The sequence below is a fragment of the Micromonospora sp. NPDC003944 genome (assembly GCF_053605225.1).
Genome location: NZ_JBSGIV010000084.1, coordinates 1 through 24547, shown reverse-complemented (window position 1 = coordinate 24547; position 24547 = coordinate 1). Strand labels below are relative to the sequence as shown.

Sequence of the window (24547 nt, the reverse complement as noted above, 5' to 3'; positions counted from 1 at the left end):
CCGGCGAACGGGGCGGTCGTCGTGGCCGACGTAGCCGCCGACGTCGCGGAAGTTGAAGGTGGCGGGGAGCGAGAGCTGGTCGACGAGGCCGGGCGACTCGTGGTGATCGACCTGAAGACCGGAAAGTCCACCGCGGTCACCGGCACCGACCTGGCGGAGCACCCACAGCTCGGTGCCTACCAGGCGGCGGTGGAGGCGGGGGCCTTCGCCGAGTTCGGTGACGAGTCCGGGGGCGCCGCGCTCGTGCAGCTCGGCACCTCCGCGAAGGACGCCCGCGAGCAGAATCAGCCGGCGGCCAGCGAGGGGCCGGCGGCCGGCTGGGCGACCGCGCTGGTCCGGCGCACCGCCGATACGATGGCAGCCGCCACGTTCGCCGCGGTGGCCAACTCGAAGTGCCGGGTCTGCCCGGTGCGCACCAGCTGCCCGGTCTCCGGGCAGGGGCGCCAGGTGGTCGAGCCGCCCACCGTCCGACACACCCGGGAGGGCGAGGAGTGAGCGTGCGAGCCGAGACCGCACCGTGAGTCAGCCCACCCTGTTCGGCGCGGGTCCCGCGCCGACGCCCCGACTCGCCGACTCGGGCCCCCGGTACACACCCGTGGAGCTGGCCAAGCTGCTGCGGCTGCCGGCGCCCACCCGGGAGCAGGCCGCGATCATCGCCGCCCCGGTGGAGCCGCTGCTGGTGGTTGCGGGCGCCGGCTCGGGCAAGACGGAGACGATGGCCGCGCGGGTGGTCTGGCTGGTGGCCAACTCGTACGTGCGGCCGGAGCAGATCCTCGGGCTGACCTTCACCCGCAAGGCGGCCGGCGAGCTGGCCCACCGCGTGCGGACCCGGCTCGACCAGCTGATCCGCCGCCTCGGCCGGCAGGGCCGGGACCCGCTCGACGCCCCGCTCGCGGGTGAGCCCACCGTCTCCACCTACCACTCGTACGCGGGGCGGATCGTCACCGAGCACGGGCTGCGGGCCGGCTACGAGCCGTCCACCCGGCTGCTCACCGAGGCGTCCCGCTGGCAGTTGGTCGACCTGCTGGTACGCAACTACGACGGCGACATGTCCGAGGTGGACCGGATGCCGAGCACCATCACCGACGCGGTGTTGGCCCTCGCCGGGGAGTTGGACGAGCATCTGGTCACGCCGGACGAGTTGGCGGCCTGGACCGGTCGGTTCTTCGCCGAGGTGCAGTCCCGGCCCGGCCGGGTCTACGCCGACGTGCGCAAGGCGCTCACCCTCCAGCAGACCCGGTTGCGGCTGCTGCCGCTGGTGCGGGCGTACGCCCGGCGCAAGGAGGACTTCGAGGCGATGGACTTCGCCGACCAGCTCGCCCGGGCGGCGCGCGTGGCCCGGGATCACCCGGGGGTCGGCGTGATCGAGCGGGACCGCTTCCGGGTGGTGCTGCTCGACGAGTACCAGGACACCAGCCACGCCCAGGTGGTGTTGCTCAACGCGCTGTTCGGTGGTGGGCACCCGGTGACCGCGGTGGGCGACCCGTGCCAGTCGATCTACGGCTGGCGGGGGGCCAGCGCGGGCACCCTGGACAGGTTCCCCACCGAGTTCGCCCGCGCCGACGGTGAGTCGGCCCCGGCGCTGGGGCTGACCACGAGTTGGCGCAACCGTCCGGAGATCCTCCGGGTGGCGAACGCGCTCTCCACGCCGCTGCGGGCAGCGGGTGCCCGGGTGCCGGAGCTGCGCTCGGCGCTCACCGTCCGGGACCCGATCCCGCACCGCAGCCCGGGTGGCGCGGCCGGCGGCACGGTGCACTGCGCGATGCTTCCCACGTACGCCGACGAGGCCGACTGGATCGCCGACAGCGTGCTCGCCGCCTGGCGCGGGGCCGCCGGGATGCCGGGCGTCGCAGCGGAGCACATCCCGGTGGTGCGGCGCCCGACGACCGCCGTGCTGGTCCGGGTCCGCAGTCAGATTCCGGCGATCGAGTCGGCGCTGCGGGAGCGTGGCCTCCCGGTCGAGGTGGTCGGGCTGGGCGGCCTGCTGGACACCCCCGAGGTCCGCGACGTCGTCTGCACGCTGCGGGTCTTGGCCGACCCGACCGACGGCGCCGCGCTGTTGCGGCTGCTGACCGGCGCTCGTTGGCGGATCGGGCCGCGTGATCTGGTGGCCTTGCACCGGCGGGCTCGGGCCATCGCGAAAGCCCGGCGACAGGTGACCGCCGACGAGGACTCCGAGATCAGCCCCGACCTGTTGGACGAGGCGACCCTTGTGGAGGCGTTGGCCGACCTCGGGCCGGCGCAGGCGTACTCGGCGGAGGGCTTCGCGCGGCTGCGCGCGTACGGCCGGGAGTTGGCGCTGCTGCGCTACCGACTGGACCAGGCGCTGCCGGACCTGATCGCGGACATCGAGCGCACGATCGGCCTGGACGTGGAGGTCGCGGTGCGGGCCGGCCGGGACGGCGCCGGCGACGCGGGCCTGGCCCGGGGGCATCTGGACGCGCTCGGCGACGTGGCGGCCCGGTTCAGCGGGGAGACGCCCGGCGCGACCCTGTCCGGCTTCCTGTCCTATCTGGCCGCCGCCGAGGACGAGGAGCGGGGCCTGGCACCGGGCGAGGTCGAGGTGGTGGAGGGCGCGGTGCAGGTGGTCACCGCGCACGCGGCCAAGGGCCTGGAGTGGGACGTGGTGGCCGTGGCCGGGCTCAGCCGTGGGCTGTGGCCGGGGCCGGTCCGCAACTCCGACCACTGGCTGGGCGGGCTGGGTGTGCTGCCGTTCCCGCTGCGCGGCGACGCCGACGGGCTGCCCGACCTGGCGCTCGACGAGGCGGGTGACCAGCGGGCCGTGGCGCGGGCGGTGACCGACTTCGTCGACGCGTGGCGGGCCCACGACGAGCGGGAGGAGCGCCGGCTGACGTACGTGGCGGTGACCCGCCCGCGCCGACTGCTGCTGTGCTCCGGTTACTGGTGGGGGGAGGGCACCAAGCGACCGCGAGGTCCGTCGGTCTTCCTGCGGGAGGTGTACGACGCCTGCCTCGACGGCGGGCCGGGGCACCTGATCGACGCGTGGGCGCCGGAGCCGACCCCCGACGCGACGAACCCCACGGCCGAGGTCGTGCTCCGCGCGGAGTGGCCGGCCGACCCGCTTGGCGGCCGGCGTCCGGCGTTGGCCGAGGCGGCCGGGTTGGTGCGTCGCCTCATGGCCGACGGTCCGGCGGCGGCACTCCCCGGGCCGGTCGGGCCGGTGCTCGCCGAGCCGGGTGGGCCGGAGGCGGACCCGGAGGTGGCGCGCTGGCAGCGCGAGGCGGACCTGCTGTTGGCGGAGCGCGCCGAGCTGACCCGGCTCTCCGGTGCGGTCGAGGTGGCTCTGCCCGGGGCGCTGAGCGTCACCCAACTTGTCGCGCTACGGCGTGATCCGGCGGCGCTGGCCCGTACGCTGCGTCGCCCGGTGCCGGCCGAGCCCAACCCGTACGCCCGCCGGGGCACCGCCTTCCACGCCTGGCTGGAGCAGCGCTTCGGCGCCGACCGACTGTTGGACCTGGACGAGTTGCCGGGTGCGGCCGACGCCGATGCCGCACCCGACGAGGCGCTCGTCGAGCTTCAGGAGCGGTTCCTGGCCAGTGAGTGGGCCGACCGGTCGCCGCTCGAGGTGGAGGTGCCGTTCGCCACGGTGATCGCTTCAGTGGTGGTGCGGGGTCGGATGGACGCGGTCTTCGCTCGGCCGGGCGGTCGGTTCGACGTGGTCGACTGGAAGACCGGCGCGCAGCCCACCGGGCCGGCTGCCGACGTGGCCGCCGTGCAGCTGGCCGTGTACCGGTTGGCCTGGGCGGAGTTGGCCGGGGTGCCGGTCGACCGGGTCGGCGCGGCGTTCCACTACGTCCGGCACGGGGTGACCGTGCGACCTGCGGACCTGCTGGATGTGACAGGCCTCACGGCCATGATCGCCCAGTTGCCCGAGGATTCTGCCCACCATTGACCTCTGCGGGGAAAACCGTGGTAGGTTGACCGGGTTGCAGTTTTGGTTACCAGAGACTCTGTGTGCGCCTGGCGGGATTGTGGCCCCAGGCGCTCTTTGTTGTGTCCGGAGTTCTCCGGGCGGGGCGACCAGAAGCGACAGGCGATTCGCGCATCCCCGCGCGGAGCGCTCCTCTTCGGGCACGCAACACGTGCGTGTCCGACGTTCCGTCAAGGAGACGAAACACATGGCTATTGGCACCGTGAAGTGGTTCAACGCTGACAAGGGCTTCGGCTTCATCACCCCGGACGGCGGCGGCGCCGACGTTTTCGCTCACTTCTCGGCTATCCAGTCCTCCGGCTACCGGAGCCTGGACGAGAACCAGCGGGTCGAGTTCGAGGTGACCCAGGGCCAGAAGGGCCCGCAGGCGGAGAACATCCGCCCGCTCTGATCTTCGGATCGGTCAGCATTACCTGTCCCGCCCTCCGGGTGTGACGGTGACGGGACCGGCCCGCCCCGCTGTCGCCTGCCTCCGCAGGCGACGGCCTGGTGGCGGGCCGGCCTGTACTCCCTTCGGTTCGTGCTTGTGAGTCCTGGCGGCCTTCTTCCGCCGGTTGACAGCGCCGACTTCGGCGCCCTCCCTCGACACGTGCCGCGTCGAGGAAGGCTTTCGCATGACCACAGTTATTCCTTCTTTCGCTTCTTCCGGTCTGGCACCGGCGCTGCTCACCGCGCTGAACGCGCAGGGCATCACCGAGCCGTTCCCGATCCAGTCGGCGACGCTGCCCGACTCGCTCGCCGGCCGGGACGTGCTGGGCCGTGGTCGTACCGGCTCCGGCAAGACCCTCGCCTTCGGACTTCCGCTGCTGTCCCGCACCGCCGGCCGCAAGGCGCGGCCGGGCCGCCCGCTTGCCCTGGTGCTGGTGCCGACCCGCGAGTTGGCCCAGCAGGTCACCACCGCCCTGGCCCCGTACGCCCGCGCCGTCGGGCTGCGCTGCGCCACCGTCGTCGGCGGGCTGTCGCTGCAACGGCAGGCGGACGCCCTGCGCGCCGGTGCCGAAGTGGTCGTCGCCACCCCCGGCCGGCTGCACGACCTGATCAACCGTGGTGACGCCCGGCTCGACCAGGTCGAGATCACCGTGCTCGACGAGGCCGACCAGATGGCCGACATGGGCTTCCTGCCGCAGGTCACCAAGCTGCTGGAGCAGGTCGCGCCGCAGGGGCAGAGGATGCTCTTCTCGGCGACCCTGGACGGCGGCGTGGACCGGCTGGTCCGCCGCTTCCTGAGCAACCCGGTCACCCACTCGGTGGACCCGGGCACCGCGACGGTCACCGCCATGACCCACCACGTGCTGCACGTCGACGCCGCGGACAAGCCCGACGCGCTGACCCGGATCGCCGCCCGGGAGGGCCGCACCATCCTGTTCATGGGCACCAAGCACCGCGCCGACCGGCTGGCCCGCCAGCTGCTCGCCAAGGGCGTACGCGCGGCCGCGCTGCACGGCGGCAAGTCCCAGCCCCAGCGCACCCGGATCCTGGAGCAGTTCCGCAACGGTCAGGTGACCGCCCTCGTCGCCACCGACGTGGCGGCCCGTGGCATCCACGTGGACGGCCTGGACATGGTGGTCAACGTGGACCCGCCGACGGAGGCGAAGGACTACCTGCACCGGGGTGGCCGTACCGCCCGGGCCGGCGAGTCCGGTTCCGTGGTCACGCTGGTCCTGCCGGAGCAGCGCCGGGACGTGTCCCGGCTGATGGCCACCGCAGGCATCCGGCCCGAGTCGGTCCAGGTGCGCCCGGGTGACGGGGCACTGGCCCGGGTGACCGGTGCCCGCGAGCCGTCCGGTGTGCCGGTGACGATCGTCGCTCCGCCGGCGCCCGCTTCTCGGGCACGTACCTCTGGTGGCGCGTCCACCGAGGGTGGCGCCCGGCCGGCGCACCGCGCGTCGGGTCGGTCCCGCCGTCCGCGTCGCCCTCGTACCGTCTGATCTCCTGCGCGTCGACCGACCCGTTCCGCTTCGGCGGGGCGGGTCGGTTTGCGTCTGCGGGGTGTTCCGGGCCGGTTGGCTGTCCGTGTCGCCCGATCGGTCAGCCGGCTGCGCCGGGCGGCCCTCTCTGCTGAGTCGGTAATCAGCGTCGATGGGGTCGGCTGGCCGACTGCGCCCCGGCCGGTCGTGGTCGAGGCTGACCGTCGGGGGAAGTCGGGCGGGGGGCCCGACTCGGAGGGGGTGACCATGGCGGGCGAAGCCGGCTCGGGCGCACTACGCGAACTGCTCCTGGTGGTCGCGGTAGCGCTCGCCGGGTTGTTGCTCGCCATGGTCGCGGCCTTCACACCCTGGCACGCCACCCCGGCGGGTAACGCTCCCGCCGGTCTGGTGGAGCTGCACAGTCCTGGCGACCCGGGTCTCGGCCCGGCGACCGCACACGTGGGCTGAGCAGCGACCGGCCTACCGGTGCCGGCGGAGGGGCAGGCCCGGTCAGGATCGGTACGAGATGTGGTCGGGCCGGCGGGGCACCGGCCCGACCACATCACCATCGTGTACGTCGCGGCACCACGCACCACGCACCGCGCACCGCGCACCGCGCACCGCGCCGATCTTGCAGTTTCTGTCGCCGCTATGGGCCGGTACGCCCCTTACGCCACGACAGCAAGTGCAAGATCGCGAGGCAGGGTGGGGTGAGCGAGGCAGGGTGGGGTCAGCCGGGGGGTGTGGGGCTGACGGGGGCTTGGGTGAGCAGGTTGGCCAGGGAGGTGCTGTCGACAACCGTGGCGATCGCCCCGTGCACCGCCAGCCACACGTCGGTCAGCCCCGCGGCCACCCCGTGATAGCCGGCCCGCTCGGCCGGCAGACCGCGCACCGTGGTGAGCGAGCCGCCGACCGCGCGCAGCACGTCCCCGACGGTGATCTCGTCGGGCGGGCGGGTCAGCGCGTACCCGCCCTCGGCGCCACGATGGCTGTGCAGCAGACCGGCTCGGCGCAGGTCGAGCAGGATGCCCTGTAGGAAGCTGAGCGGGATGTCCTGCACCTCGGCCAGGCTGGCCGCCTTCACCAACTCGCCGCCGTTGTCGCCGTCGCCGCCACCGGAGGCAGCGGCGACGGCGAGCATCGCCCGGAGCGCATAGTCGCTGCGCGCGGAGACGAACACGTCACTGACCAGCCTGGTCCAGTACGCCCCAGCGCCGCCGGATCGCCTTGTCCGCAGCGCCGAACGCGGTGTCCACGAGGAGCCCGACGACCAGGATGACGATCATGATTGCCATCAGCCGTTCCGCGTCCGAGAAGTCCCTTGCGTAGGTCAGCTGAGCGCCGATCGACGTCCGGGCGGCGATGACCACGAGCAGTTCACCGGCCATCAGACTGCGCCATGCGAAGGCCCAGCCCTGCTTGAGGCCGGCGACGATCGCGGGCAGTGCGGCGGGCGCGATGACGTATCGGTACAGGTTGAGACCTCTGGCACCCAGGTTGCGGCCGGCGCGCTGCAACAGCGGCGGGACGTAGTCGACGCCATGGATGACACCGTTGGCGATGGACGGCGCGGCGCCGAGCACCACCACGAAGAAGATCGCCTGTTCGCTGAGTTCGAACAGCAGGATGGCCAGCGGGAACCAGGCAATCGACGGCATCGTCTGCAGTGCCGTGATCATGGACCCGATGGCGGCCCGGAGCACCTTGGATCGAGAGACGCCGAGGCCGAGCAGCAGCCCGACGGCTACTGCGGCGGCAAAGCCGATCACCGCACGCCGTGCCGTGGTGGCCAGGCCGTCCCAGAGCGCCTGACTCAGGAAGTAGTCGGCGAGGTCGGCAAAGACCGGCCCTGGGCCAGGCAGAGCCCACGGGTCCTTCCACCCGGTCCAGACCACCGCCTGCCAGATCCCGATGGCGATGGCCAGGGCGGCGAGCTTGGGCCAGGTGGCCGCCCAGATCCGGGCGCCCCGGGAGGTCTCCTTGTCCCGGCCGGCGATCTCCAGCGCGTCGAGGCCGGAGATCTCCGCGTCGGTACGCGCCGAACCGGTGAGGGTGTCACTGGCCATGGCGGCCCACCTCCGTACGGAGCCGCTCGGTGACCTCGGCGGCGATGGCGGCGACCTCGGGGGAGTCGATCCGACGAGGGCGCGGGATGTTCACCTCGGTGGAGTAGATGATCCGGCCGGGTCGGCTGGAGAGCAGGATGATCCGGTCGGCCAGCCGGGCCGCCTCGCGGACGTTGTGGGTCACGAAGAGCACCGAGAGGTTCCGCTCGGACCAGATCCGTTCCAGCTCGTCGTGCAGGATGTCCCGGGTCATCGCGTCCAGGGCGCCGAACGGCTCGTCCATCAGCAGCACCGGAGTGTCCAGGGCCAGCGTGCGGGCCAGTGCGACCCGCTGCCGCATGCCGCCGGAGAGTTCGTGGGGACGCTTGCGGCCGAAGTCGGCCAGGTGCACCGTCCGCAGCAACTCGGCCACCCGCTCGCGGCGTTGGGCCCGGGGGAGTCGGCGCAGCTTGAGGGGCACCTCGACGTTGGCGTCGACGGTCAGCCACGGGAAGAGCGCCGGCTCCTGGAACATCAGGCCCGGGTTGGCATCGCCGGCCAGGGTGATCTGCCCGCCGCTGACCCGGTCCAGCCCGGCCACCAGGTTGAGCAGCGTGCTCTTGCCGCAGCCGGAGGCGCCGACCAGACAGACGAACTCGCCGGGCGCGACGTCCAGCGACACGCCGTCCAGGGCCAGGACGGCGTTCGCCCCGCGCCCGTACACCTTTGTCACGCCGGAGAGCGCGACCGCGGTGGTCGCGCTCTCCGGCGTCGTCGTGGTCGACGTCATGGCTGGACGACCTCGGGCTTGCCGGCGGCCTTCAGCGCGTTGTTCAGGTACTTCAGGTCGTACAGGCCCTTGAGGTCGACCGGCTCGGTCAGGTCGACGTCGACGGCGTGGTCGAGCCCGGCCTTGAGCGAGGACGGGATCGGGTCGTTGGTGAACTCCAACGTCGGCCACGCCTGCTTGATCAGCTTGAGGTCCAGCGGCTTTCCGGTGATCTTGCCGATCGCGTCCGAGATGGCCTGCTGCGCCTCGTCCGGCTTGGTGTTGACGAACTCGTTTGCGGCCACCTGGCCGTCGACGAGCTTCTGCACCACGTCCGGGTGGGCCTTGAGGAACTTCGTGCTGACCAGCAGGTTGGTGATCACGAACTTCTTGTCCGGCCAGAGGTCGCGCTCGTCGACGAGGACCTTGCCGCCGGCGTTGATCAGGCGGGAGACGAACGGCTCGGGCACCCAGGCGCCGTCGATCGCGCCGCTGTTGAACGTCTCGATCGTCTGGGCGTTCTCCTGCGGGACGATCTTGACATCACCGCCACCCTCCTTGGTGGTGGTGAGGCCCTGCTGCTTGAGCCAGTAACGGATCGCCACGTCCTGGGTGTTGCCCAGCTGCGGGGTGGCGATCTTCTTGCCCTTCAGGTCCTGCGCACCGGTGATGCCGGGCTTGACCACGAGCGCCACACCGCCGGAGGCCGCGCCGGAGACGACTCGGACGGCCTCGCCCTTGGACTTGGAGAAGGCGTTCACGGTCGGGTTCGGACCGATGTAGGTGGCGTCAAGCGCACCGGAGAAGACCGCCTCGATGGCGGCCGGGCCCGCGTTGAAGGTCTTCGGGTCGAGCTTGACGTTGGTGCCGAGCTTCTCCGCGAAGATGCCCTTCTCCACGCCGACCACCGCCGGCGCGTGGGTGATGTTGGGGAAGTAGCCGAGGCGCAGCGTGACCGGGCCGGAGCTGCCGCCCGCGCCGTCGCTGTCGTCGCCGCACGCGGCGGTGCTGCCCAGGGTCGCCGCGCCGACCACGGCGAGGGTGGCCAGGGTGACCATCCGGCGCAGGAGGAGCCGTCTCATCGTCCATCCAATCCGCAGTATTCCTACTTAGTTGGTAGGAAGAGTGGGCCAGGCTGCGGTCAGCGTCAAGGCCCATCCACATTGCGGGATGGCGCGTCTCAGTTATGTCGGTATTTCCTACTAGCTTGCTAGGGTAATCGGCGTTCGGTCACCGGCAGAGAGGCGACTTCGCGATGACCTTCCACTGGTTCCTGCCCACCTCCGGCGACGGTGACCAGGTCGGTGCCGCCACGGTCACCGCCGGGGCCGCGAGGCACGACCGCGTCGCGACGGTGGCCTACCTGGCCGAGGTTGGCCGGGCCGCCGAGACGAACGGGTTCGCCGCGGTTCTCACGCCGGTGGGCGCCGGCTGCCCCGACCCGTGGATCGTCTGCGCGGCGGTCGCCCAGCACACCGAGCGGCTCGGCATGCTCGTCGCGGTCCGGGCCGGTTTCGCCCTGCCCACACTGATCGCCCAGCAGGCCGAGGCGTTCCAGGCCATCTCGGGTGGCCGGCTGTCGCTCAACATCGTGACCGGGGGCGACCCGGCCGAGCAGCGGGCGTACGGCGACTTTCTCGGGCACGACGACCGCTACGCGCGCACCGGCGAGTTCGTCGAGGTGCTGCGCCGCGCCTGGGCCGGCCGACCGTTCGACTACGCCGGCGCGCACTACCGGGTCGACGGTGGGGGCCTGTCCACCCCGCTCGCCGCACCGCCGCCGGTCTACTTCGGCGGTGCGTCCCCGGCCGCCGAGATGGTGGCCGCCCGACAGGCCGACGTGTACCTGATGTGGGGCGAACCGCCGACGTCGATCGCGGCCCGGGTCACCCGGGTCCGGGCGCTCGCCGCCGAACAGGGCCGCACCCTGCGCACCGGCCTGCGGCTGCACGTCATCGCCCGGCCGACGAGCGCCGAGGCGTGGGCGGAGGCAGACCGGCTGCTGGCCGGGATGAGCCCGCAGCGGATCGCCGCCGCCCAGGCCCGGTTCCGCCGGATGGACTCCGTGGGCCAGGCCCGGATGGCCGCGCTGAACGCCGGCCGCACCGACGGCCTCACCGTCGCACCGAACCTCTGGGCCGGCGTCGGCCTGGTCCGCGAGGGCGCCGGCACCGCGCTGGTGGGCAGCTACGCCGAGGTCGCGAGCCGGATCGACGAGTACGCCGCGCTCGGCGTCGACGAGTTCATCCTCTCCGGCTGGCCGCACCGCGAGGAGGCCGAGCGGGTCGGCGCCGAGGTGCTGCCCCTGGTGACCGCCCCGGTCGCGGCGGCTCCGGGAAGGTCGCGGGTGGCGGCGGTGTCGACGCGCTAGGGTCGACTCCGTGGCGGCGCGGAGATCCAGAATTCCAGCGACGAAGTATCCGGTCGAGCGGTTCACCCTCGACAACGGCCTGCGGGTGGTGCTCACCCCCGACCGCAGTGCCCCGGTGATCGGGGTGGCGGTGGTCTACGACGTCGGCATCCGTTCGGAGCCGGAGGGGCGCACCGGCTTCGCCCACCTCTTCGAGCACCTGATGTTCCAGGGCTCGGAGAACCTGGAGAAGCTGGCCCACTTCCGGCACGTGCAGGGCGCGGGCGGCACCTTCAACGGCTCCACCCACCTGGACTACACCGACTACTTCGAGACGCTGCCGAGCAACGCGTTGGAACGCGCGCTGTTCCTGGAGGCGGACCGGATGCGCGGCCCCCGGCTGACCGAGGAGAACCTGCGCAACCAGGTCGACGTGGTCAAGGAGGAGATCCGGGTCAACGTCCTCAACCGGCCGTACGGCGGCTTCCCCTGGCTGACCCTGCCGCCGGTCATGTTCGACACCTTCCCGAACGCCCACGACGGCTACGGCTCCTTCGACGACCTGGAGTCGGCGACCGTCGCCGACGCCGCGGACTTCTTCCGCCGCTACTACGCAAGCGGCAACGCCGTGCTGGCCGTCAGCGGGGACATCGACGTGGCCGAGGCGACAGAGCTGGTCAACCGGCACTTCGGCGACGTGCCGGCCCGGCCGGCGCCGCAACGGCCCGACTTCACCGAGCCCGACCTGACCACCGAGCGCCGCACCTCGTACACCGACGCCCTGGCGCCGCTGCCGGCGGTGGCCGGTGCCTGGCGCGTGCCCGACCCGGTCACCGACTTCGCCGGCTACCTGCCGTACGTGGTGCTGGCCGAGGTGCTCACCGACGGCGACGCGTCGCGGCTTGTCGAGCGGCTGGTGCAGCGCGACCGCACGGTGACCAGCCTGGGCGGATACCTCGGCTTCATGGGCGACCCGTTCGACGTCCGCGATCCCACCGCACTGCTGTTGCAGGCGCACCTGCCACCCGGCGGCGACGTGGACAAGGTGCTGCGCACCATCGACGAGGAACTGGACCGGCTGGCCACCGACGGGCTGACCGACGGCGAACTGGCCCGCACCCAGGCCCGCATGGCGACGCACCTGCTGCGCGACACCGACGCGGTGCTCGGCCGGGCGTTGCGGATGGCCGTGCTGGAGCAGCAACGCGGCGAACCGGGTCTGCTCAACGAGCTGCCCCGGCTGGTCGGCGAGGTCACCGAGGAGCAGGTCCGGGCCGCTGCGGCCACCCTGCGCCCCGAGCGGCGCGCCGCCATCGAGGTCATTGCCGGAGGTGCCAGGTGAGCGCGAGGAGTGAGCCGGTTTTGCGAGCCCCGCAGTCGCGAACGAAGGTGGCCCAGTGAGTATCGCTACCGCTCCTGTCGGGCCGCGTACGCTGCCGCCGCTCGGTCCGAACCGCAAACTCAAGGTGCCCAAGCAGGCCGAACGCACCCTGCGCAACGGTCTCACCGTGATCGCCGTACGCCGGCCCGCCGTACCCCTCGTCGAGCTGCGGCTCTGGGTGCCGTTCGGCCGGGTGCACCTGGCCCGTGGCGCGATGCTCTCGCAGACCATGCTCTCCGGCACCGGGTCGATGACAAGCGTGCAGATCGCCGCCGAGCTGCAGAAGGTGGGCGGCGGGCTCTCCGCGGGCGTCGACCCGGACCGGTTGATGCTCTCCGGCGCCGGCCTGGTCACCGGTCTGGACCGGATGCTGGAGCTGCTGGCCGAGGTGCTGACCGGAGCCAGCTACCCCGGCGACGAGGTGGCCACCGAACGGGACCGGCTCGTCGACCGGATCCAGGTGGCGCAGAGCCAACCCGCGCACCTGGCCCGGGAGGCGCTGCTGAAGCGGATCTACGGCCGGCACCCGTACGCCACGCAGACCCCGGAGCCCGATCAGATCCGAGCCGTCCGACCTGCGGCGCTGCGTACCCTGCACGCGGAGCGGGTCCATCCGACCGGCGCGCAGTTGGTGCTCGTCGGTGACGTACAGCCGGAGAAGGCCCTGGACGCGGCCGAGCGGGCGCTCGGCGGCTGGTCCGGTGCGGGGCGGGTGGCCGAGCTGCCGGCGACCCCGCCGCTGGAGCCGGGGCCGTTGCTGCTTGTCGACCGGCCCGGCGCGGTGCAGTCCTCGCTGCGGATCGCGCTGCCGGCGGTGTCGCGCACCGACGCCGACCACGCACCGCTGCAACTTGCCAACCTGATCTTCGGTGGCTACTTCTCCTCCCGCTGGGTGGAGAACATTCGCGAGGACAAGGGCTACACCTACGGCCCGCACTCGGTGATCGAGCACTCCGTCGCCGGGTCGGTGCTCGTCGCCGCCGCCGACGTGGCAACCGAGGTCACTGGTCCGGCGCTGCTGGAGACGACGTACGAGCTGGGTCGGTTGGCGTCGCTGCCACCGAAGCCCGAGGAGTTGGAGCAGGCCCGGCAGTACGCCCTCGGCACCCTCCAGCTCGGCATGTCCACCCAGGCTGGTCTGGCCGCGTTGACGAGCGCGTACGCGGGCAACGGTCTGCGCCTGGACTTCCTGGCCGAGTACGCGGCGAGGCTGGCGAAGGCCAGCATCGACGACGTCGCGCAGGCGGCGGCCCGGTACCTGGCGCCGGCGCGGGCGGCGGTCGTGGTGCTCGGCGACGCGGAGCGGGTCACCCCGGGGCTGGCCGCGCTGACCACGGTTCGGGCGTGAGCGGGGAGGCGGCACCGCCGTTGGCGCGGTCCACGCTGGATCGGGCGGCGCACCGGCGGGGAGACTCGCAGTGGTTGACCGAGGCGTGGCTGCGCGCCCGGGTGCTGCTGCTCGACTCCGCCGACGAGGGTCGGACGCTGGCCCGCACGGAGACGTCGCCTCCGACGCTTGTGCTGTTCGGGGCGGGCGACGTGCCCGCCGGGTCCGAGTCGACGGCGATGTTCCTGGGTGTCGAGCCGGACGGGGTGCCGGTCTTCGCCGTCGACGCGCCGCTGCCGGTGATCCCGGGTACCCGGGCGGTCCACCTCCGGGAGGTGGGTCACCTCCTCGCCGACCGGGAGGCCGGCATCTTCACCACCGCGTTGGCGCTTGCCAACTGGCACACCCGGCACGGTTACTCGACGAGCACCGGTGCGCCGACCGCGATGGACGAGGCCGGCTGGTCCCGGGTGGACCGCAATGGTGGGCGGATCTGGCCGCGCACCGACCCGGCGATGATCGTGCTCGTCCACGATGGCGTGGACGGCCCGGACGGCCGCTGCCTGCTCGGCAACAACGCCGGCTGGCAGGGCACCCCGGACGGTCGGCGCTACTCCTGCCTGGCCGGCTACGTGGAGCCGGGCGAGTCGGCGGAGGCGGCCGTGCTGCGCGAGGTCCGCGAGGAGGTGGGCATCGGGGTCGAGCGGATCGGGTACGTGGGCAGCCAGGCCTGGCCGTTCCCCGGCTCGCTGATGTTGGGCTTCCTGGCCACCGCGAACCCGACCGAGCCGGTGCGGGTCGATCCGTCCGAGATCGCGTACGCCAGGTGGTTCTCCCGCCGGGAGATCGGCGCTGCCCTGGCCGGGCAGACGGTGGACGTGGGCGACGGCACCCGGTTGATCCTGCCGCCTCCGTCGTCGATCGCGCTGTTCCTCATTCACCGCTGGCTGGACGGCTGGGTGGACGCCGACCGCTGAGCACGGTCCCGACCCGTGGCCGCCGTTGCCGCGGCGGTCACGGGCCGGGAACACGGGCCGTCGTGGTCGGTGGGTGCGAAACGCGGCGGGGGAGCCGGCCGACCACGACGGACGACCTGTGGAATCAGGTGCCGGCGCGGCCCGGTTTGTGGCGGAAGGCAGGCCGCGGCTCGATCAGCGGGACGACCTTGACCCGTTGCTTGCCGGCGCGGACCGCGCCGACGGTGGCCAGGGCGCGGGCCAGCAGCAGCGCGGCGTCCCGGTCTTCGGCGTGCACGGTCTGCCGGCGCGGCTCGGGCGTGGTCGTCTCGTCGCGAAGTCGATGGCCGTCCGCCCAGGCGGCGGCGATGTCCCCGTCGGCGACGGCGCGGATGTCGGTGCGAACGATCAGGAACCGCATGAGGGTCTCCGGATGAACCGCGACGGATGAGCCAGTGTGGAAGTTCCACGTTCTCGAGGCCATGTTACGCCCCGTGTTCGTCCCAGCAACTGAAACGCGCCTATCGGTTTCGAGCCTCGTCCGATCGGCGGATGGCCGTTCAGCAGGGCCGACGGCTTGCACGGCGACGGGGCCGCCGGCAGTGCGCCGACGGCCCCGTACCAGTGACCGAATCAGTTCAGATCGAACTGGCCCTTCTTCGCTCCGGTGATGAAACCGAGCCACCCGGCGCGGTTGAACAGCAGCACGGGACCGCCCCGGTCCTTGCTGTCGCGCAGGGCGACCGCCGACGGGCCGGTGGCGAGCGGAGCGACCTCCACGCAGTTGGAGGTCTGGCTGCGGGTGCTGGTACGCCACGGGGCGTCCGCCAACGAGTGGGCGGAGACGGACGGCGTGTTGCGGATGTCGTTCATGGTTCTGCTCCTGATGTGCAGCGATCCGATGGGTCGAGTGGTGCTGCACGTCCTGACGGAGGGTCCCCCGTGGATCACCGGTCCGTCAGTCGCCCCGACTCCCGGCGGCGTTGGGTCGGCGCCGTTGCCGGCCCGAACGCCACTGTGGATGGGGGCGTCGCCTCGGTCAGCCGTCCCGTCGCCTCGATCAGCCAGGAGAGGGTGTCCGAGGCGCTAAGTGCCGCCGTGCATAGCCACTCGAACACCACTTTATAGCGATTTAGTGTGATTGACTCGGTCGACATGACGTCGGTGAACCCACCTTCGATGGCCAATGTCTCCGGATCGAGGGGATCGGCGAACCGATAGACGGAGAAGGCGGTCGGCGGAAGGTACCAATTTCCGACCTGTGTGTCCCGAAGCAACACGTGCAGGGCCACGTTCGGTAACAAAGCCAACTCGCAGAGTTGAAGTAGCTGCTCGTGCAGCACCTCCGGCGGCCCGGCCCGTCGGCCGAGAGCTGCCTCCTCCAACACCGCGGTGTAGCGGGGAGCGTGCGGCTCACGGGTCAGCAGCGACTGGCGGGCCAACCGCGCCTGCACCTCGGTCTCCGGCTCGTCGCCGGGCTCCGGCTCGCCCGCGCCCGCGTTGACCTGCCGGGCCGACATGATCCGGAGCTCGGCGTACCCGGGGGTCTGCAACAGACCCGGCACCAGCACCGGGTTGTACTCGGAGATCTCCGCGCAGCCGGCCTCCAACTCGGCCCAACCGCGCTGTTGCTGTGTCATCACCGGGAAGTTCTTCAACCAGCCGCGCATGTCGCCGGCCTCGTTGGTGATGCCCAGCAACTCGTCGTGCAACGCCTGGTCGGCGCCGTAGAGGTCGAGCAGGTCGCCGACGTCCTGCGGGTCGGGTCGGCTGCGACCGTTCTCCAGGCGGGACAGCTTGGACGCGGAGGCCCAACCGATACGCTCGATGACCTGATCGCCGGTGAGGCCCGCGGCCTCGCGCAGGCGGCGCAGCTCGATGCCCAACCGGCGACGACGCAGGATCGGGCTGGGTGCGGCAGGAGGCACAGTGTCCTCTTTCCCGTCGACCGCCGCAGACGCGACGGTAACTGTATGAAATTCGCCCCCCACGGTCAGTATGGACGGCGCGACCAGCGTCGGAGGTTCCGGCGAGGGCGTGTCTTGCGAAAATCGGACCACGGGAATGCCGGATGACGACGGACCCGCGGTCGCGGCCCGTCGACCTCGCCCATCTGGGCACGCCATCCGGAGGGACCCATGCGCACGATCCTGCGCCGACCCGACTTCCGCCTGCTCTTCGGCGGCCTGCTGGCCAGCATGACCGCCGAGTCGATCCTGCTGCTCGCACTCGCCATCTGGGTCAAGGATCTGACCGGCTCCAACGGGTTGGCCGGCGCCACCATCTTCGCCGTCATCGCGCCGATGACCCTGGCACCGCTCGTCGGCTGGTTCGTCGACCGCCACCCGCGCCGGCCGTTCTTCGTGGCCGCGAACGTGGTGACCGCGGCGCTGCTCGCCCCGCTGTTCACCGTCCGCGACGCGGGCGACGTCTGGATCGTCTATCTGGTCGCCGCCCTGTACGGACTCTCGTCGATCACGCTCGGCGCGGCGCTCAGCGGGCTCATCCGCGAGTTGGTGCCGGTCGAGCTGCTGGCCGAGGCGAACGGCGTGCTGCAGACCGTACGCCAGGGGATCCGACTTGTCGGCCCGCTCGTGGGCGCGGCGCTCTACGCGGCGCTCGGCGGATGGGTGCTGGCCGGCATCGGCATGGTCGGATTTCTGACCGCGGCGGCGGTGGTGACCGCGCTTCCCACCCCGCGACACCTGCCGCCGGCGGTACGGCTGCGGTGGCCGGCCGAGCTGGGCGCCGGCGTGCGGCACCTGGCCGGCGAGCCGGCCCTGCGGCGGGCTCTGCTCGGCTACGGGCTCGGGTCACTGGTGATGGGCTTCAGCGAGTCGCTCATCTTCGCCTACGTCGACCAGGGGCTGAACCGGGATGCCGCGTTCGTGGGCGTGCTTGTCACGGTGCAGGGCGTGGGCGGGTTGCTCGGTGGGCTGTGCTCGGCGACGCTTGTCCGCCGGCTCGGAGAGGTCGGCACGCTGGCCGCCGGTGTCGCCTTCTTCTCGCCGGCTGCGCTCGCGCTCGCGTACCCCGACCTGCGCCTCGGGTTCGCGGCGGTGCTGCTGGCCGGGGTCTCGCTCCCGCTGACCATGGTGGGGCTGCACACGCTGATCCAACGTCGGACCCCGCCCGCGCTTGTCGGCCGGGTAGCCGCAGCCACCCAGGCGGTGATCAGCGGGCCGCAGGCGTTCTCCATCGGCGCGGGCGCCCTGCTGGTCGGCCTCCTGGACTACCGGCTGCTGTTCGTGCTTGTCGGGCTGGCCACCCTCGCCGCCGGGAGCTACCTGTGGCGGGGCCGGCACCTGAGCGCACCGACTGCGGTCCGCCCGCCGACACCACCCACCCGCCCGACGCTCCCGACACCCCGCCGACCCGCCGAGGACGCCGACCGACGCGGGCGTTCGGCAGCCACCGACAGTCGCCACCGGGACCCGTACCCGCACACGACGAGCGGCCGCCCCGGATGGGGCGGCCGCTCGCCGAGGATGAACCGACAGATCAGGCGTTGAGCGTCTCCAGGTGCTGCTTGACCTGGGTGATCGAGGGATTCGTCAGGGCGCTGCCGTCGGCGAAGCGCAGCGTCGGCACCGTCTGGTTGCCACCGTTGACGCTCATCACGAACTCCGCAGCCTTCGGGTCCTGCTCGATGTCGACCACCTCGTACCCGATGCCCTCCCGGTCGAGCTGCGACTTCAGCCGGTGGCAGTAGCCGCACCAGGGGGTGGAATACATCGTCAGCATGGTCGGATCCTCCAACTCCTCCGGCCGCGGCTTGCGGATCAAGCCGAGGCTGTTCGCTGCAACGCTGGGAGGAGCTGAGATGATTCCTGGTTGTGGTGGTTCACTCAGCGTCGGAACAGGTGCTCGCCGGGCTGGACCCGGAGCAGCGCTCCGCCGTGACCGCCCCCGCCGGGCCGGTCTGCATCCTGGCGGGCGCCGGCACCGGCAAGACCCGAGCGATCACCTCCCGAATCGCCCACCGGGCGCTCTCCGGGGAGATCTCCCCCCGGCACGTGCTCGCGGTCACCTTCACCGCCCGCGCCGCCGCCGAGATGCGACACCGTCTCACTCTGCTCGGGGCTCACGGCGTCCAGGCGCGGACCTTCCACGCGGCCGCGCTGCGGCAGGTGCGGTACTTCGCGCCCCGGCTGCTTGCCGGCCGGGCCATGCCCGAACTGCTGGACAGCAAGGTACGACTGGTCACCCTCGCCGCAGCCCGGGTCGGCCTGCGTGCCGACCGGGCCGCCGCACGGGACCTGGCCGGCGAGATCGAGTGGGCGAAGTCGTCGCTTGTCGAACCGACGGAGTACGTGGTGGCCGCGGCGCGGGCGCTGCGCGACACACCGCACGAGCCGACGAAGGTGGCCGACGTGTTCACCGCGTACGAGCAGCTCAAGCGCGCGAACGGCGTGATCGACTTCGAGGACATGCTGCGCGCCGCGGTGTGGGGCATCGAGGAGCACCCGGACGTCGGCGAGCAGGTGCGTGGTCAGTACCGGCACTTCGTGGTCGACGAGTACCAGGACGTCAACCCCCTCCAGCAGCGGCTGCTGGACGCCTGGCTGGGCGGTCGGGACGACCTGACCGTGGTCGGGGACGCCAGCCAGACGATCTACTCGTTCACCGGGGCGACCTCCGCGTACCTCGTCGACTTCCCCCGCCGGCACCGCCGCGCCACAGTGGTCCGGCTGGTCCGCGACTACCGCTCCACCCCGCAGGTGGTCGGGCTTGCCAACGCGGTGATCTCGCAGGCCCGGGGCACCGAGGCGCGCCTGCGGCTGGAGTTGAGCGGCCAGCGCCCACCCGGCCCCGAGCCGGACCTGCGGATCTTCACGGACGAGCCGGCCGAGGCGAACGCGGTGGCCGCGCGCTGCCGGTCGCTCATCGACGCGGGCACGCCGGCGAAGGAGATCGCCGTGCTGTTCCGGGTCAACGCGCAGTCCGAGGCGTACGAGAAGGCGCTCACCGAGGCCGCGGTGCCGTACGTCGTGCAGGGCGCGGAGCGGTTCTTCGAACGGGCCGAGGTGCGCCAGGCGATGGTCGCGCTGCGGGCCGCCACCCGCTCCATCCCCGGCGAGACACCGTTGCCGGCCGCCGTCGTCGAAGCGCTCACCGCCGTCGGCTGGGCCCCGGACGCACCCCCGGCCGGTGGTGCCGCCCGCGAGCGGTGGGAGGCGCTGTCCGCGCTGGTCCAGCTCGCCGAGGAGTACGCGGCCACCCCCGAGGTCGTGCCGATCGGCGAGGCCGCCTCGGTGGAACGCCCCGTCACCCTCGCCGACTTCACCGAGGAGTTGGCGCGCCGGGCCGCCCAACAGCATGTGCCGACGGTGGACGGCGTGACGCTGGCGTCCCTGCACTCGGCCAAGGGGTTGGAGTGGGACGCCGTCTTCCTTGTCGGCCTCGCCGAGGGCACCCTGCCCACCACGTACGCCAAGACCGTCGAGCAGGTCGAGGAGGAGCGCCGGCTGCTCTACGTCGGCATCACCCGCGCCCGGGAGTGGCTCTGGCTGTCGTACGCCGCGGCGCGCTCGCCGGGCGGACGGGCCCGGCGGCCGTCGCGGTTCCTGCCCCAACTGGACCGCTCCGGAGGCACCGAACGGGCGACCGGCGGCACCGGTCCGGCCCGCCGGCCCGAGCGGCGGCGAACCCAGATCGTCTCCTGCCGGATCTGCGGCGCGACCCTGCTCGCCGGCCCGGACCGCAAACTCGGTCGCTGCCCCACCTGCCCGTCCGACATCGACGATGAGCTGCACGAACGGCTGCGCGAGTGGCGGCAGCGGGTGGCCGGTGCGCAGAAGGTCCCGGCGTACGTGGTCTTCACCGACGCGACGCTCGTCGCGCTGGCCGAGCGGCGGCCGGCCCGGTCGGAGGAGTTGATCGCCATCGCCGGCATCGGCCCTCGCAAGCTGGGCCTCTACGGCGAGTCCGTGCTGGCCCTCGTGGCTGGTGCCGGGGTGGACGATGTCTGCCCGGAGAAAACTTTCGAAATCTCGTCGTAAATTCGTTTGCCCTCGCCCCGGCGCGAGGAATAGCCTCAGGACACACCACGCGAGCGGCGCCATTCCGGCTGCTCACGGGGTCGGTCCAGTCGATTCGAGGAACGTTGAGGGAGGTGGCACCCGTGAAGATCTTCACCTATGAGCGTCTGGCGGCGACGCCGTCTGTCCACGCTCCGCTGTCGGCTGTCCGGGTGGCCCTCACGGCTGCACGACCGTCGGTTCCGCAGGTGCACCAGGTTCAGGCCGAGCTGACCCTGACCGTCGCGCCCGCTGGAGTCGAAGGGACCAGTGGCTTCACGGGCAATGGCATCCGGGTCGCCAAGAAGCGCATGGATGTCCGCGGCGTTCCACCTCGAGGTAAACCGGTCTGACCATCAGACTCCGGCTCACCTCGAGGCCGCGGAACCCGCTTACCGGGATCCGCGGCCTCAGTTTTTTGCCCCGCCGTAAGTACGTCGGAATGCGATCCACGAGATCGAAGTGAGAGAGAGGTGACCGGGAGATGAGTCTGGCGTTGGCCCCCCTCGACATGAGCGTCGAGCTGGAGGCGAACCTGCCCTGCCGGAAGTTCGACCCCGACCTGTGGTTCTCCGACTCGCCCACCGAGCTCGAGCTGGCCAAGTCGCTCTGCGGGGACTGCCCGCTGCGCGTCGAGTGCCTGGCCGGAGCCGTTGAGCGAGCGGAGCCCTGGGGCGTCTGGGGCGGCGAGATCTTCGAGCGTGGCGCGGTTCTCCCGCGTAAGCGGCCCCGTGGCCGCCCGCGTAAGGAGGACGTCGCCCGTGACGCCGAGCTTCGGGTCGAGGCCGAGGCGCGTCTGGCAGCCAGTGGGCTGTCCGAGGTGCGTGGCGCGGTCCGGCTGGCAGCCTGACATGTTCCCGACCCGTTCCAACGACGCCGGTGTCACACCGGCAGTGAGTGAGAAGACGATGTTGAACATTCCGAGTGGAGCCTTCGAGATGCAACTACTCCACGAAGCGTTGACCCGGGCTCGAATGCGCCGGCCTCAGGCCGGTCGTACCACCACGAGCACTGAGGCAACCCGATCCGCCCGTACCGTCGCCATGACCGGCCGCAGCCAGGCGGCCCGCGACCTGGGCGTTCTCTAGTACCAACCCACGCAGAAGGGCGGGTGCCGACCGGCACCCGCCCTTCCCCATGTCGTCAGGCGCTCAGGCCCCGGCGTGGTCGGCGCCTGAGCTTGGGTGTGGTCAGGCGACCGGGGCGAAGCCGGGTAGCCAGCGCTCCAGGATGCTCCGGTAGGGGGCCTTCGCCTCCAACTGGCAGAGCACCCCGATCGACCCGAGCGTGACCCGGTGGATCAGCAGGTACGACGGTGGCAGGTTGAGCTGCCTGCTCAGCTGGTACGTGGGGGAGCGGGGGCTGGCCAGTCGACCAGGCTCGGCCCGGAGCCAGGCCCTGGTGAACCGGAAGCCGTCCGCCGCGATGGGCTCCAACATGGGGCGGATGAAGTCGAGCACCCCCTCGGCGTCGATCTCCTCGGCCGAGCCGATGAACCCCTCCGACCGCAGCCCCGCCACGACCTCGTCGGCATCACCGCGCAGGGCCATCGCGGCGATACGACCGATCGGCTCCGGGGTGCCCTCCGGCATCCGGGCCACCGCACCGAAGTCGATCACCCCGAGCCGTCCGTCGGGCAACAGCCGGAAGTTTCCCGGGTGCGGGTCGGCGTGCAGCAGCCCAGCTCGCTGTGGCGCGGAGAGATGCAGGGTCGCCATCAACCGGCCCGCCTCGTCCCGCTCCTCCTCGGTGCCCTCGCGGATGATGTCGGCAAGCGGAGTGCCCGTCACCCACTCGGTGACCAGCACCCGGGGGGCGGCGTTGACCACCTCCGGGATGTAGATCTCCGGGTCGTCGGCGTACGCGGCGGCGAAGGCGCGCTGCGACTCGGCCTCCAGCTCGTAGTCCAACTCCTCGGTGATCCGCTCACGCAGCTCGGTGAGGAGCGGCTTGACGTCCAGACCGGGCTGGATGGCTCGGAACATCCCGCCGAGTCGGGAGAGTTGCTTGAGGTCGGCGAGCAGGGCGTCGCCGGCCCCCGGATACTGGATCTTGACTGCCACGTCGCGGCCGTTCGGAGCCCCCGACTCGTCGAACCCCGGCTCGCGCCAGCGCGCCCGGTGCACCTGGCCGATGCTCGCGGCGGCGGCCGGGACGTCGTTGAACTCGACGAACAGGTCCCGCCAGTCGGGGCCGAGCTGCTCGGCCAGCACCTTGTGCACGCTCGCGGCCGGCAGCGGCGGCGCCGCCTCCTGCAACTTCGTCAACGCCTGTCGGTAGGGCGCGGCGATCTCCTCCGGCAACGCCGCCTCGAAGACCGACAGCGCCTGGCCGAACTTCATCGCACCGCCCTTGAGCTGGCCCAACACGCTGAACAGCTGCTCGGCGGTGCGCTGCTGGATCTCCGCGGAGATCACGTCGGAGGCGAGCCCGGTGACGCGCTTTCCCATGCCGAGAACGGTCCGGCCGGCGAAGCCGAGCGGCAGGGCGGCGAGCTTGGCGGTGCGGGACACGGCGCGGCGCGGGATGTCGGTCACCCGGTCATTGTTACCGACCGGAGGGCCTCGCTGCTGCTGTGCGGCTGGGCTGGTGCGGACACTCGCCCCCGCGAGCACCCACAGGCCGGGTGCGGCGGCCAACCCCGACGACGGAAACGACCGGCACCGGTGACCTCGATGGCCCCGCCCAGCGTCTCCGGCTGGCCCCCGTCGAGCTGCGTCAGCGCCTCGGCCAGCGCGTACCCACAGGCGACGAGCACCATGCCGGTCGTGCCGGCGGCCACCGGGTCGGCGGCGGCGAGTTGAGCGGCGAGCCGCGGCCAGTCCGGGTCGCGATCGGCCCGGTGCAGCTCGACGCAGTGCAGGCAGGGCCCGGCGGGCGGGCGGACCAACGGCCCGATCACCGGTACGCCCTCGCGCAGCGTGACCAGTAGGTGGGGCTGCCGGCGTTGGGCGAGGCCGGCGGCGAGCAGCGCGGGAGGCCGGTCCGTGCCGAGCTGGATCACCAGATCGGTCCGCCCGGCGCGACTCGGGTGGGTGCCGGTGCCCGGTGCGACGCGGTCGACCGCGGCCCGTACCGCAGGTGCCAGCGGGCGACCCAGCTCGGTGGCCGGGATGCCTGTGCCGATCAGGTCGACGGGGCGTACCGGGCCGGTGAGCTGCGGGATCACCTGCCCCACGCCGGACTGGGCCAACGCCACCGTGAGTGGCCCACCGAGCGCCCCGGCGCCGCTGAGCAGGACGCGGGCCGCCCGTCGCCGTCGCAGGACCTGCGCCGGTGTGCCGGGCAGTCGGGCGGCGGCCAGGGCCAGCGCGCCAGCCTCCGCCGCGAGCCGGGCACGGACCGGGCCGGTCAGGTCGCGGGGGAGCAGGCTGTGCGCGGGCACCAACAGCCCGGCGGCCCGCAGGCTGTCGATCAGGGTACGTGCGTCGTCGGCGCTGACCTGGGCGGCTGCCGCCTCGGCCAGCACGGCGCGCTCGCTACGGGTGCCGTCGAGCAGGTCGAGCAGGTGCGCGGCGCGGGGGTTGGCCAACTCCAGCAGGGCGGCCGGCCCGGGGCCGACGCCGAGTTGGAGGGTGTGCCGGTCCCGCCAGAGCCGGTTGAGACCGGGCAGCAGCGTAGGGCGGGGCAGTGCGGTGCGGCTCATGGTCACCAATCGTGACCACGTCTTCGCTTTCGGTCGATCGTTGTCCACAGGTGGCCAGGCCGCTGTCCAGCGCTATCCACAGGATCTGGCGAGTTTTCCACAGGCTGCCGTCCGTGTTGTCGCTCACCCGACAGGTCGTCGATGCTCAAGTCGGCAACGGGGGCGGGGTGGCCACCGGCCACCCCGAACGGGTG

General features: G+C 72.2%; 23 protein-coding genes and 1 pseudogene. 14 read left to right on the top strand and 10 right to left on the bottom strand.

What is annotated here, in order from left to right:
• From ACWER9_RS28695 to ACWER9_RS28675, 5 genes are all read left to right on the top strand, one after another.
• The coding region (locus tag ACWER9_RS28695) for a PD-(D/E)XK nuclease family protein (RefSeq protein WP_452304773.1) at positions 1 to 495 on the top strand (495 nt) is incomplete at its 5' end.
• A gap of 22 nt (positions 496 to 517) precedes the next feature.
• Entirely contained in the window at positions 518 to 3913 is a 3396-nt protein-coding gene (locus ACWER9_RS28690; RefSeq protein ID WP_452304772.1) for an ATP-dependent helicase, read from the top strand.
• Between the two features lie 226 nt (positions 3914 to 4139).
• A complete protein-coding gene (cspE, locus tag ACWER9_RS28685; RefSeq protein ID WP_007464836.1) occupies positions 4140 to 4343 on the top strand; it encodes a transcription antiterminator/RNA stability regulator CspE in 204 nt (67 codons plus the stop codon).
• Between the two features lie 223 nt (positions 4344 to 4566).
• Positions 4567 to 5880, top strand: a complete 1314-nt coding sequence (locus tag ACWER9_RS28680) for a DEAD/DEAH box helicase (protein ID WP_452304771.1) — start codon at positions 4567 to 4569, stop codon at positions 5878 to 5880.
• A gap of 246 nt (positions 5881 to 6126) precedes the next feature.
• On the top strand, positions 6127 to 6327 hold the full coding sequence (locus ACWER9_RS28675; protein ID WP_452304770.1) for a hypothetical protein: 201 nt from the start codon (positions 6127 to 6129) through the stop codon (positions 6325 to 6327).
• Positions 6328 to 6589: 262 nt separating this feature from the next.
• On the opposite strand, the gene ACWER9_RS28670 is transcribed toward ACWER9_RS28675, so the two are convergent.
• The 4 genes from ACWER9_RS28670 to ACWER9_RS28655 are packed head-to-tail and all read right to left on the bottom strand — an operon-like array spanning position 6590 to position 9755.
• Positions 6590 to 7039 carry an RrF2 family transcriptional regulator gene (locus tag ACWER9_RS28670; protein WP_452304769.1) on the bottom strand — a complete coding sequence of 150 codons (450 nt, stop codon included), beginning with the start codon at positions 7037 to 7039 and terminating at the stop codon, positions 6590 to 6592.
• Position 7040: 1 nt separating this feature from the next.
• The gene (locus ACWER9_RS28665; protein WP_452304768.1) at positions 7041 to 7925 is read right to left on the bottom strand and encodes an ABC transporter permease; all 885 of its coding nucleotides are present in this window, start codon (positions 7923 to 7925) and stop codon (positions 7041 to 7043) included.
• Positions 7915 to 8694: an ATP-binding cassette domain-containing protein gene (locus tag ACWER9_RS28660; RefSeq protein ID WP_433312780.1), complete on the bottom strand. Its 780-nt coding sequence runs from the start codon at positions 8692 to 8694 to the stop codon at positions 7915 to 7917. The genes ACWER9_RS28665 and ACWER9_RS28660 overlap by 11 nt, the downstream gene beginning before the upstream one ends.
• Complete coding sequence (locus ACWER9_RS28655; RefSeq protein WP_452304767.1) at positions 8691 to 9755, bottom strand: ABC transporter substrate-binding protein; 1065 nt, start codon at positions 9753 to 9755, stop codon at positions 8691 to 8693. The genes ACWER9_RS28660 and ACWER9_RS28655 overlap by 4 nt, the downstream gene beginning before the upstream one ends.
• 173 nt (positions 9756 to 9928) lie before the next feature.
• Here ACWER9_RS28655 and ACWER9_RS28650 point away from each other — a divergent pair, with 173 nt between their 5' ends.
• From ACWER9_RS28650 to nudC, 4 genes are all read left to right on the top strand, one after another.
• Complete coding sequence (locus ACWER9_RS28650; protein WP_452304766.1) at positions 9929 to 11044, top strand: LLM class flavin-dependent oxidoreductase; 1116 nt, start codon at positions 9929 to 9931, stop codon at positions 11042 to 11044.
• 10 nt (positions 11045 to 11054) lie between these two features.
• Complete coding sequence (locus tag ACWER9_RS28645) at positions 11055 to 12365, top strand: M16 family metallopeptidase (protein ID WP_452304765.1); 1311 nt, start codon at positions 11055 to 11057, stop codon at positions 12363 to 12365.
• A 61-nt stretch (positions 12366 to 12426) separates the two neighbouring features.
• Positions 12427 to 13752, top strand: coding sequence for a M16 family metallopeptidase (locus ACWER9_RS28640; RefSeq protein ID WP_452304774.1), 1326 nt, complete (start codon positions 12427 to 12429; stop codon positions 13750 to 13752).
• Positions 13749 to 14708 carry an NAD(+) diphosphatase gene (gene nudC, locus ACWER9_RS28635; protein WP_452304764.1) on the top strand — a complete coding sequence of 320 codons (960 nt, stop codon included), beginning with the start codon at positions 13749 to 13751 and terminating at the stop codon, positions 14706 to 14708. The genes ACWER9_RS28640 and nudC overlap by 4 nt, the downstream gene beginning before the upstream one ends.
• A gap of 124 nt (positions 14709 to 14832) precedes the next feature.
• Here the strand turns inward: nudC and ACWER9_RS28630 are convergent, their stop codons facing one another.
• The 3 genes from ACWER9_RS28630 to ACWER9_RS28620 all read right to left on the bottom strand — a co-directional run bounded on the left by ACWER9_RS28630 (position 14833) and on the right by ACWER9_RS28620 (position 16615).
• Positions 14833 to 15108: a hypothetical protein gene (locus ACWER9_RS28630; RefSeq protein WP_452304763.1), complete on the bottom strand. Its 276-nt coding sequence runs from the start codon at positions 15106 to 15108 to the stop codon at positions 14833 to 14835.
• Between the two features lie 212 nt (positions 15109 to 15320).
• Positions 15321 to 15560, bottom strand: coding sequence for a DUF397 domain-containing protein (locus ACWER9_RS28625; protein WP_030337575.1), 240 nt, complete (start codon positions 15558 to 15560; stop codon positions 15321 to 15323).
• A gap of 74 nt (positions 15561 to 15634) precedes the next feature.
• Complete coding sequence (locus tag ACWER9_RS28620) at positions 15635 to 16615, bottom strand: helix-turn-helix domain-containing protein (protein ID WP_452304762.1); 981 nt, start codon at positions 16613 to 16615, stop codon at positions 15635 to 15637.
• A gap of 210 nt (positions 16616 to 16825) precedes the next feature.
• Here ACWER9_RS28620 and ACWER9_RS28615 point away from each other — a divergent pair.
• Positions 16826 to 18043 (top strand): annotated as a pseudogene (locus ACWER9_RS28615) (MFS transporter); the annotation flags it as partial.
• Positions 18044 to 18188: 145 nt separating this feature from the next.
• On the opposite strand, the gene ACWER9_RS28610 reads toward ACWER9_RS28615, so the two are convergent.
• Entirely contained in the window at positions 18189 to 18431 is a 243-nt protein-coding gene (locus ACWER9_RS28610) for a mycoredoxin (RefSeq protein WP_030337579.1), read from the bottom strand.
• 92 nt (positions 18432 to 18523) lie between these two features.
• Between ACWER9_RS28610 and ACWER9_RS28605 the strand changes: the two genes are divergently transcribed.
• The 3 genes from ACWER9_RS28605 to ACWER9_RS28595 all read left to right on the top strand — a co-directional run bounded on the left by ACWER9_RS28605 (position 18524) and on the right by ACWER9_RS28595 (position 21557).
• A complete protein-coding gene (locus ACWER9_RS28605; protein WP_452304761.1) occupies positions 18524 to 20689 on the top strand; it encodes an ATP-dependent DNA helicase UvrD2 in 2166 nt (721 codons plus the stop codon).
• Between the two features lie 122 nt (positions 20690 to 20811).
• Complete coding sequence (locus ACWER9_RS28600; protein WP_452304760.1) at positions 20812 to 21060, top strand: hypothetical protein; 249 nt, start codon at positions 20812 to 20814, stop codon at positions 21058 to 21060.
• A 131-nt stretch (positions 21061 to 21191) separates the two neighbouring features.
• On the top strand, positions 21192 to 21557 hold the full coding sequence (locus ACWER9_RS28595; RefSeq protein WP_452304759.1) for a WhiB family transcriptional regulator: 366 nt from the start codon (positions 21192 to 21194) through the stop codon (positions 21555 to 21557).
• 340 nt (positions 21558 to 21897) lie between these two features.
• Here ACWER9_RS28595 and ACWER9_RS28590 read toward each other — a convergent pair whose 3' ends face one another.
• Complete coding sequence (locus ACWER9_RS28590) at positions 21898 to 23244, bottom strand: ABC1 kinase family protein (protein ID WP_452304758.1); 1347 nt, start codon at positions 23242 to 23244, stop codon at positions 21898 to 21900.
• Positions 23241 to 24353 carry a TOMM precursor leader peptide-binding protein gene (locus ACWER9_RS28585; protein ID WP_452304757.1) on the bottom strand — a complete coding sequence of 371 codons (1113 nt, stop codon included), beginning with the start codon at positions 24351 to 24353 and terminating at the stop codon, positions 23241 to 23243. Before ACWER9_RS28585 ends, ACWER9_RS28590 begins: the two co-directional genes overlap by 4 nt.
• 11 nt (positions 24354 to 24364) lie before the next feature.
• Between ACWER9_RS28585 and ACWER9_RS28580 the strand changes: the two genes are divergently transcribed.
• On the top strand, positions 24365 to 24547 hold a 183-nt coding region (locus ACWER9_RS28580), incomplete at its 3' end, for a hypothetical protein (RefSeq protein ID WP_452304756.1).